The organism is Kitasatospora sp. NPDC056327 (assembly GCF_042261735.1).
GTDB lineage: Bacteria > Actinomycetota > Actinomycetes > Streptomycetales > Streptomycetaceae > Kitasatospora.
Window position 1 is genome coordinate 1 of the sequence record NZ_JBHJRC010000353.1, and the last position, 7,971, is coordinate 7,971.

Below are 7,971 nucleotides of genomic sequence, written 5' to 3' on the forward strand. Positions count from 1 at the left end.
GAGCGGATGATGCGGGACGCGAAGATCACGCAGATCTACGAGGGGACCAACCAGATCCAGCGGATCGTGATGGCCCGCAACCTGCCGTAGTCCCGACCGCGCCGACCGGGCACCCGGACCGGCCCCGAGAGGGCCCGGTCCGGGTGTTCGAGGCCGGTGCTATGTTCCGGGAATGAGCGAGAAGGAAGAGCAGGACCAGTCCATGAACGACGGGCACCCGAAGCCCGCGATGCGCGAGGCGCTGGTCGCCGCAGCCTTCGAGCTCTTCCTGGAACGAGGCTTCGAGCAGACCACGATCGACGACATCGTCTCGCTCGCCGGCGTCGGCCGGCGCTCCTTCTTCCGCTACTTCCCGGCCAAGGAGGACGTGGTCTTCCCCGACCACGAGCGCGGCCTCGCCGAGATGACGGAGTTCCTGGAGTCCGGCACCGGAGAGGAGGACCCGGTCCGGCACGCCTGCGGAGCGGCCCGCCTCGTCCTGCGGATGTACGCCGAGCAGCCGTCCTTCTCCGTCCAGCGCTACCGCCTCACCCGCAAGGTGCCCGGCCTGCGCGCCTACGAGCTGTCCGTCGTCTGGCGCTACGAGCACACCCTCGCGCACTACCTGCGCGGCCGCTTCGCCGACCGTCCGGACGGGCCGCTGCGGGCCGACGTGGTCGCCGCGGCGGTGGTCTCCGCGCACAACCACGCGCTGCGCACCTGGCTGCGCTCGGGCGGCGAGAGCGACTGGGTGGCCGAGGTGGACCGGGCGATGTCCTTCGTCGCCGAGACCTGGGGCGACCGGCCCGGCAACGGCGGTGACGCCGCGCCGGCCGGCCACGGGCCGGAGGACGAGGACGACGTGGTGGTGCTGGTCGCCAGCCGCCGGGCGCCGCTGTGGCGGATGGTGCAGGGCATCGAGAGCGCCCTCGGGGAACCCCGGCAGATCCACCGCGCCTGACCCCGTACCCGCCCGGCGCCCCTCACCCGCCCGGCGCAACCGCGCCGGGTCCGGGCCCGTGGCCGCCGTGCGGGCCGCCCGGGCGGGGGCGAGACTCGGTCGCAGGACGCGGCCGGAGCCGGACCGGCCCGCGGGACGCGACGGAGGCGGACGATGCCCGACCCGAGCGGTGGTGCGAGCGGCCGCGCCGACGGCGGCCGCGACGACCGGACGCCGGGCACCGGGACCGCCCCGCCGCCGGCCGCCGGGTCCGCCGCCGCAGCCGCCGCCCCGACCCTGCGCCAGGTGCTGCTGACCAAGGGCTACCTCGGCCTCCTTCTGATCTCCGCCCTGGTCGGCGTACCGGTCTCGCTCGCCGCCTTCTGGTTCGTGGGCCTGGAGCACCAGCTCCAGCACTGGGTCTGGGAGAGCCTGCCGGACGCCCTCGGCCACGACCGCGCGCCCTGGTGGTGGCCGCTGCCCGCGCTGCTGCTGGCCGGCCTGCTGCTGGCACCGATCGTCACCCGGCTGCCCGGCCGCGGCGGCCACGTCCCGGTGGACGGCCTGGGCGGGCCGCCGGCCCCGCCGAAGGCCGTGCCCGGCGTCGTCCTGGCCGCGCTCGCCTGCCTGCCGCTCGGTGCGGTGCTCGGCCCGGAGGCGCCGCTGATGGCGATGGGCGGCGGGCTGGCGCTGCTCGCCGTCCGGCCGGCCCGCCGCGAGGCCGGGCCGCAGCTGGTGCCGGTGCTCGGCGCGGCCGGTTCGACGGCGGCGATCTCCACCATCTTCGGCAGCCCGCTGGTGGCCGCCGTGATGATGATCGAGGCGGCCGGCCTCGGCGGGCCGCAGCTGCTGCTGCTGATCATGCCGTGCCTGCTGGCGAGCGGCGTCGGCGCGCTGGTCTTCACCGGGTTCGGCCACTGGACGGGGCTGTCCATCGGCGCCCTCTCGCTGCCCTCGGTGCCGCACAGCGGGATCCCCGACCCCGGCGACTTCCTGTGGGGAGTGCCGATCGCCGCCGCCGTCACCGCGCTCTGCGTGACCGGCCAGCTGCTGGGCCGGCGGGTCAAGGCCTTCACCACGGGGGACCCGGCTCGTGCCGCACCGCCGCCGACCGCCCGCCGCACGGCCCTGCGCACCGTGCTGTGCGCCGTGGCGGTGGGCGTCTGCATCACGGTGTACGCGCTGCTGACCGGCCGCTCGCCGGAGGAGGCGGCGCTCTCCGGTCAGGCCACCCTCGGCGAGCTGGCCGCGAACCCGGCGGCCTGGCCGGTGGCGGCGCTGCTGGCGCTGGCCCTGTGCAAGGCCGCCGCCTGGGGCATCGCACTGGGCGGTCTGCGCGGCGGCCCGATCTTCCCGGCGATCCTCATCGGCGCCGCCGTCGGCATCGCCTGCGCCCCGCTGCCCGGCCTCGGCACGGCACCGGGCCTGGCCGTCGGCCTGGCCGCCTCCGGCACGGCGGTCACCCGCCTGCCGGTCACCAGCACCGTGCTGGCGACGGTCCTGCTGGGACCGGAGGCCCCCAACGTGCTCCCGCTCCTGCTGGTGACGGCCGTGACCTCCTTCGTCACCGGCGAACTGGTCCGCGGCCTCGGCGCCCGCCGCCCCGCCGGCCCCCCTGCCACCACGGCGCCGGAAGCGCCCGGCCACTGATCCCGGGCCCGGCCCGCCTCCCACCGGGCCCGAAGGTCCTGAAGGTCCCGAACCGGGAAAACCCGCCAACGAAAAAACGGACCGCGCCTTTCGGCTGCGATCCGCTGATCCGGTCCTGCTGGTGTCCGAGGGGGGACTTGAACCCCCACGCCCGATAAAGGGCACTAGCACCTCAAGCTAGCGCGTCTGCCATTCCGCCACCCGGACGGGGTGTTGTCCTTGCGGCTTCCTTCTGTTCCGTCTGCCGCGCTGACAGATGTAACTGTAGCAGTGATCGGCTGCGGGTCCCAAAACGGCTCCGGGCGGGGGAGCGCAGGTTGCGGCGGTGTGTCGGCGTGTTTCGTGGGGGTGGATCCGGGTCCGGGGCTGGGAGAGGATGGTCGGACTTGCTCGTGCGACCCGGGCGCAGGTCCCGGGGTGCCGCTGGGGCGTCGGTGCGGGCCGGAGACGAGGAGTGACCGTGAGCGAGCGGAGCGAGTCGGCGGCGACGCCGAAGGTGACGGGTGAGTCCGAGGTCGCCGACATCTGCCGCGATCTGATCCGGATCGACACCAGCAACTACGGCGACGGCTCCGGCCCGGGGGAGCGGAAGGCGGCCGAGTACGTCGCCGAGCAGCTCGCCGAGTTCGGTCTCGAACCGCAGATCTTCGAGTCGGCCAAGGGCCGGGCGTCCACCGTGGTGCGGATCGAGGGCGAGGACCGGTCGCGTCCGGGCCTGCTGATCCACGGCCACACCGACGTGGTCCCGGCCAACGCCGCGGACTGGACGTACGACCCGTTCGCCGGCGAGATCGCGGACGGCTGCGTCTGGGGCCGCGGCGCGGTCGACATGAAGGACATGGACGCGATGACCCTCGCGGTGGTCCGCGACCGGCTCCGCACCGGCCGCAAGCCCCCGCGTGACCTGGTGCTGGCCTTCCTGGCCGACGAGGAGGCGGGCGGCACCTACGGCGCCCGGTACCTGGTGGACAAGCACCCGGGCCTGTTCGAGGGCGTGACCGAGGCGATCGGCGAGGTCGGCGGCTTCTCGTTCACCGTCAACGACCAGGCGCGGCTCTACCTGATCGAGACGGCCGAGAAGGGCATGCACTGGATGCGGCTCACGGTCGAGGGCCGGGCCGGGCACGGGTCGATGGAGAACGACGACAACGCCATCACCGAGCTGTGCGAGGCGGTCGCCCGCCTCGGGCGCCACCAGTTCCCGCTGCGGATCACCAAGACCGTGCGGGCCTTCCTGGACGAGCTGTCGGACGCGCTGGGCGTCGAGCTCGACCCGGAGAACATGGACGAGACGCTGCGGGTGCTCGGCGGCATCGCCAAGATGATCGGCACCACGCTGCGCAACACCGCCCAGCCGACCATGCTGGGCGCGGGCTACAAGGTCAACGTGATCCCCGGCCAGGCCACCGCGCACGTGGACGGGCGCTTCCTGCCCGGCTACGAGGAGGAGTTCCTGGCCGAGCTGGACAGCGTGCTCGGGCCGCGTGTGAAGCGGGAGAGCCTGCACTCGGACAAGGCGATCGAGACCAGCTTCGACGGCGCCCTGGTCGAGGCGATGCAGACCGCGCTGCGGGCCGAGGACCCGATCGCCCGCGCGGTGCCGTACTGCCTCTCCGGCGGGACGGACGCCAAGTCGTTCCAGGACCTCGGGATCCGCTGCTTCGGGTTCGCCCCGCTGCAGCTGCCGCCGGAGCTGGACTTCGCCGGGATGTTCCACGGCGTGGACGAGCGGGTGCCGGTGGACGGTCTGAAGTTCGGCGTGCGGGTGCTGGACCGCTTCATCGACGCCTGCTGAGGGCGCGGCGCCCACGCCGCGCCGCTGCGACGGCCCGCTTCCGGAACCTCCGGCGGCGGGCCGTCGCCGTTCCGACAGATCGATGACATGTTCGTCGTATCACCGGTCCGGGTGAATGGGACGTCTGTTCCGTACCCCGTTCGCCGCAACGTCGTTCCTTTCTGTGACGGCCCGGAACCGATATCCGGGTGTTCATACAGGAGGACTGATGAAGGTCAAGAAGATCGCCGCCGTCACCGCCGCCGCCGGTGGCCTGGTGCTCGCCGCCACGGGTGTCGCCTCCGCCCACGGCGGGGCCGGCGCGCAGGGTGTGGCCGCGGGTTCGCCGGGCGTCGTGTCCGGCAACCAGATCCAGATCCCGGTGCACATCCCGGTCAACGCGTGCGGTAACACCATCAGCGTGATCGGTGTGCTGAACCCGGCGTTCGGCAACACCTGCTTCAACGTCTGAGCCCACCTCGGTCGTTGAGCCGGGCCCCCGGGCGGCGCACGCGCCGTGCCGGGGGCGCTTGCTTTTCCGGAGCGCCCCGGGAGTTGCCCGTTGTATCCCTCGAAAGGGTGAATGGGGGCCGCACGGCTCAACCTCCTTGTGGGTTTCTTCGTTCTCTCCCATGCAGCCGAGGACCTCTCCGCGCACTCGGAAATTCCGACTTTCGGAAGGTCGTCACGTCATCTCGAAATGTCAGGGGAAAATATGAGGAACGCAGCCAAGAAGGGGCTCCTCACGGCCGTGGCCACCGGCAGTGTGCTGGCCTCGACCGCCGGCTACTCCTACGCGGGTGCCGGGGCGGAGGGCGCCGCGGTGGGCTCGCCGGGTGTCGTCTCCGGCAACTCGGTCCAGGTACCGATCGAGGTGCCGATCAACGCCTGCGGCAACACCGCCGACGTGATCGGCGTCCTGAACCCGGCCTACGGCAACAACTGCGCCAACAGCTCCGGGCGCCCCGGCGGCGCGCACGCGGGCAGTGGCCACGCGGGCGGCGGTCAGGCCGGGAACGGTCAGGCCGGCGGCAGCCAGGCCGGCGGTGGTCACCAGGGCGGCGGCCAGACGGGCAGCGGTCAGGCCGGCAGTGCTCAGGGCAGCAGTCGTCCGGCGGGTTCCGGCGCGGCGGGCGCGGCCGGCTCGGTGGCCTCGGGAACGTCCGGCGCCGGCGCGCAGGGTGTGGCCGCGGGTTCGCCGGGCGTCGTGTCCGGCAACCAGATCCAGGCCCCGGTGCACATCCCGGTCAACGCCTGCGGCAACTCGATCAACGTGGTCGGCGCCGCCAACCCGGCGTTCGGCAACACCTGCGCCAACGCGGCCGCACCGGCGCACGCCGCGCCCGTCAAGCCGACCGAGCACTGCGAGGAGTGCCAGGGCCCGCACAGCCCGCCGCCGCCCGCCACTCCCGTCCCGACCAGCGTGGAGAGCGCCGCGGGCAACCCCCGGACCGGTGGTCCGGCCGAGGTGGCACCGGCCGCCGGCGGTCCCGCGAGCAGCGGCCCCGCCGCACGGAACGAGGGTCAGGCGCGCCCGGCCGCCGACCGCACCGGCGGCCCGTCCGCGGCTCCGAAGGCCGCCGCGGAGGCCGGCACCGAGCTGGCCGCCACCGGGGCCGGAAGCACCGAGATGCTCGGTGCGGCGGGCCTCGCCCTGCTGATCGGCGGTGGCGTCCTCTACCGCCGCGCCCGCGCCGGCGCCCGCTGAGCGCCCGGGGCGCGGGCTGACGCACCGCGCCGTCGCAGCACCGCGGGTCCGCGACAGCCGCCGACGGGGCGGCCGCGGGCCCGCGGTGCGTGGGCCGTCACCAGCTGCGGACCTGCCGGATGATCCGCCGGCGCAGCAGCACCGTGCGGCTGCCGTCCGGGAACAGGCGGAGCCTGTCCAGTTCCCAGTGCCCGTACTCGGCGTGATCGGTGAGCAGTTGGCGTGCCGCACTGCGGGACGTCCCGCGGGGCATGCGCAGCGACTGGTACTCGTACTCCGGCTGGCGGACCGGCTTCGGTGAGGTCAAAGCGCTCCTCCTGTTGGACACCTGCGGGCAAGCCTACGGCCTGCCTCCGACAACGGGCCCGGGCTTTTTCGGCCGCCCGGGCCCGCACCGCGCCGACGCCGAGTGCCCGGTCCACCCGCACCGCGCTGACAGGGCATCAGTTCTGTTGCTCCTGGGGACGGCATACCCCGGGCGTGCCCGGCCATGCGGCGCCCGGGCGGGACCGCGCGGGCGCCCGGCGCACGCCGGCGGTCGTCCGCCCCGGGGGACAGAACCATACGCAACGGACATCGAGGGGGAAGTTGCGGTGAAATCGCGGGTGTAGGTGACAACCGCTGTGCGTACCGGCACCGAGGGGAGATAGCGTCTGCACCATGTCTGATGCCGCGCAGCCCACCATTGCCGAGGTACGCGCCGCCGCCGAGGCGGTCAAGGCCGCCATCGACCGTCATCTGGAAGCGGTGTCAAGCCCCAGCGCAGCGGACGATTCCGCTGTGTCCACCGCCTACGAGCAGCTCGCGACGGCGGCCATCGCGTACGACCAACTCCTGTACGAGGTCTACGACGAGGTCACCCCCTTCGAGGTCCCCGGCGACGAGGGCCCGGGCGGCTACCACGGCCCCGAACAGCCCGAGGCGATCAGCGTGCTGATCCGCCGGGACTACCACATCGTCGACCCGAAGCGGCTGCGCGCCCAGGCCGAGCGCCTGGAGGACTCGCTGACCCCGGGCGGCGCCGAGGGGGCCGACGCCGGGGTGAACGCCGCGATCGGTGTGCTGTTCGGCGAGTTCGAGCCGGACGAGATCGCCGCGCGGAGCGAGGAGTTCGGGCTGGAGGAGGCCGACTCCACGCTCTGGGTGGCCGCCGCCGAGCCGAGCGAGCCGGGCGAGTGGCTGCCGGAGCCCTTCGAGCACGCGGACCCGCAGCTGCTGATCTGCCGGTTCGACGTGAGCGAGGTCTACGACGACGAGGACCTCGACGACTGACCCGGTCCCGCCGCGTCCCGTGTCCCGCCCGCCGGGACGCCGGGCGCGGCGGTCCGGGTGAGCGGGGCCGCACCGCGCTCGTGGCGCCGGCCCCGGTGGTCCGCCGCGCGGCGACGGACCGGAGGAGGGACGCGCCGGACCGCACGCGCCGCCCGTGCCGGCCCGGCCCCGCACACGCCGGTGAAGCGGCCCCGGCGCGGCGGCCGAGCGGTGATCGCGGCGCCGGTGACCAGCGGGTTCGGCGAAGTCGCGGGGCGGGCCCGGACCTGGCCGTCCGGAGGCTGCGTGCGCGGCGGATGCGGGTTCCGGGGCCTGCGGAGAACCGGGGCCGACGGCGTCCGGACGGTGCTGCCCGTCGGCCTTCCGGGAGGCGCGGGGCCGCCGCGCCGGCTGTCCCCGCGAGCCGTCCGTGGTCGCGGCGAACGAGTGGCGGGGGCGAACGAGTGGCGGGGCGGACCGGTCGCCCGGACCCGGTGGCGGAAGAGCGCGGAACCGCTGCTTCAGGCGCATGGTTTCGGACGTTCCTCGGCGCCGGGCGGCGGGCGCCGAGGATGCGCCCCCGGGCGCGGGCGCCGTCGCCGGCGGCAGGATCCCGAACCGGGCCCCGGTCGGCCCCGGAACGGCGGAGGGCCCCCGCACGGCTGCGGG

The 7,971-nt window shown here is 74.4% G+C and carries 8 protein-coding genes and 1 tRNA gene; 7 read left to right on the forward strand and 2 right to left on the reverse strand.

Annotated elements, in window-relative coordinates:
* The 3 genes from ACFCX4_RS32310 to ACFCX4_RS32320 all read left to right on the forward strand — a co-directional run.
* Positions 1-90 (forward strand): acyl-CoA dehydrogenase family protein (locus ACFCX4_RS32310; RefSeq protein ID WP_355372531.1); only part of this gene is annotated, 90 nt, incomplete at its 5' end.
* 139 nt (positions 91-229) lie between these two features.
* The gene (locus ACFCX4_RS32315; RefSeq protein WP_376150345.1) at positions 230-940 is read left to right on the forward strand and encodes a TetR family transcriptional regulator; all 711 of its coding nucleotides are present in this window, start codon (positions 230-232) and stop codon (positions 938-940) included.
* A 153-nt stretch (positions 941-1,093) separates the two neighbouring features.
* Entirely contained in the window at positions 1,094-2,569 is a 1,476-nt protein-coding gene (locus ACFCX4_RS32320; protein WP_376150333.1) for a chloride channel protein, read from the forward strand.
* 119 nt (positions 2,570-2,688) lie between these two features.
* Here the strand turns inward: ACFCX4_RS32320 and ACFCX4_RS32325 are convergent.
* Positions 2,689-2,776 (reverse strand) — tRNA-Leu (locus ACFCX4_RS32325).
* 253 nt (positions 2,777-3,029) lie between these two features.
* On the opposite strand from ACFCX4_RS32325, the gene ACFCX4_RS32330 reads away from it, so the two are divergent.
* The 3 genes from ACFCX4_RS32330 (at position 3,030) to ACFCX4_RS32340 (ending at position 6,051) form a co-directional block, all read left to right on the forward strand.
* Positions 3,030-4,364 (forward strand): M20/M25/M40 family metallo-hydrolase, encoded by a 1,335-nt coding sequence (locus ACFCX4_RS32330; protein ID WP_376150335.1) that lies wholly within the window; start codon positions 3,030-3,032, stop codon positions 4,362-4,364.
* Positions 4,365-4,572: 208 nt separating this feature from the next.
* Positions 4,573-4,815: a chaplin gene (locus ACFCX4_RS32335; RefSeq protein ID WP_376150337.1), complete on the forward strand. Its 243-nt coding sequence runs from the start codon at positions 4,573-4,575 to the stop codon at positions 4,813-4,815.
* A gap of 243 nt (positions 4,816-5,058) precedes the next feature.
* On the forward strand, positions 5,059-6,051 hold the full coding sequence (locus ACFCX4_RS32340; RefSeq protein ID WP_376150339.1) for a chaplin: 993 nt from the start codon (positions 5,059-5,061) through the stop codon (positions 6,049-6,051).
* A 97-nt stretch (positions 6,052-6,148) separates the two neighbouring features.
* Here the strand turns inward: ACFCX4_RS32340 and ACFCX4_RS32345 are convergent, their stop codons facing one another.
* Complete coding sequence (locus tag ACFCX4_RS32345) at positions 6,149-6,358, reverse strand: DUF5703 family protein (RefSeq protein WP_376150341.1); 210 nt, start codon at positions 6,356-6,358, stop codon at positions 6,149-6,151.
* A 353-nt stretch (positions 6,359-6,711) separates the two neighbouring features.
* On the opposite strand from ACFCX4_RS32345, the gene ACFCX4_RS32350 reads away from it, so the two are divergent.
* The gene (locus ACFCX4_RS32350) at positions 6,712-7,323 is read left to right on the forward strand and encodes a hypothetical protein (RefSeq protein ID WP_376150343.1); all 612 of its coding nucleotides are present in this window, start codon (positions 6,712-6,714) and stop codon (positions 7,321-7,323) included.
* Positions 7,324-7,971: the final 648 nt, after the last annotated feature.

Coding starts and splice junctions, on each gene's coding strand:
- ACFCX4_RS32315 (WP_376150345.1), top strand. CDS start 230: ATGCGCGAGGCGCTGGTCGCCGCAGCCTTCGAGCTCTTCCTGGAACGA.
- ACFCX4_RS32320 (WP_376150333.1), top strand. CDS start 1,094: ATGCCCGACCCGAGCGGTGGTGCGAGCGGCCGCGCCGACGGCGGCCGC.
- ACFCX4_RS32335 (WP_376150337.1), top strand. CDS start 4,573: ATGAAGGTCAAGAAGATCGCCGCCGTCACCGCCGCCGCCGGTGGCCTG.
- ACFCX4_RS32340 (WP_376150339.1), top strand. CDS start 5,059: ATGAGGAACGCAGCCAAGAAGGGGCTCCTCACGGCCGTGGCCACCGGC.
- ACFCX4_RS32350 (WP_376150343.1), top strand. CDS start 6,712: ATGTCTGATGCCGCGCAGCCCACCATTGCCGAGGTACGCGCCGCCGCC.